Source organism: Faecalimonas sp. LCP19S3_D12 (genome assembly GCF_052121495.1).
Taxonomy (GTDB): Bacteria; Bacillota; Clostridia; order Lachnospirales; family Lachnospiraceae; genus Faecalimonas.
Genome location: NZ_JBQKED010000123.1, coordinates 1 through 731 on the forward strand (window position 1 = coordinate 1; position 731 = coordinate 731).

Annotated in this window: 1 rRNA gene; it reads left to right on the top strand. The window is 54.9% G+C overall.

What is annotated here, in order from left to right:
• Nucleotides 1-731: ribosomal RNA gene (locus tag ACTQXY_RS15530) — 23S ribosomal RNA — on the top strand; the annotation flags it as partial.

A 731-nucleotide genomic window follows, 5' to 3' on the forward strand; every position in this document is an offset into this window, starting at 1 on the left:
GAAGCGGTGACGCCAGTTGCCGCAGAGTCGCTGTTGGGATACCACCCTTGCAGTATTGGATTTCTAACCAGCAGCCGTGAACCGGCTGGGGGACAATGTCAGGTGGGGAGTTTGACTGGGGCGGTCGCCTCCGAAAGGGTATCGGAGGCGCTCAAAGGTTCCCTCAGAATGGTCGGAAACCATTCGAAGAGTGCAAAGGCAGAAGGGAGCTTGACTGCGACACCGACGGGTGGAGCAGGTACGAAAGTAGGACTTAGTGATCCGGTGGTATAAAGTGGGATTGCCATCGCTCAACGGATAAAAGCTACCCTGGGGATAACAGGCTTATCACTCCCAAGAGTTCACATCGACGGAGTGGTTTGGCACCTCGATGTCGGCTCATCGCATCCTGGGGCTGGAGTAGGTCCCAAGGGTTGGGCTGTTCGCCCATTAAAGCGGTACGCGAGCTGGGTTCAGAACGTCGTGAGACAGTTCGGTCCCTATCCGGCGTGGGCGTAGGATATTTGAGAGGAGCTGACCTTAGTACGAGAGGACCGGGTTGGACTGGCCGCTGGTGAATCTGTTGTTCTACCAAGAGCATGGCAGAGTAGCCAAGCCGGGAAGGGATAAACGCTGAAGGCATCTAAGCGTGAAGCCCCCCTCAAGATGAGATATCCCATAACGTCAAGTTAGTAAGACCCCTTGAAGACGACAAGGTAGATAGGACAGAGGTGGAAGTGCAGTAATGTATG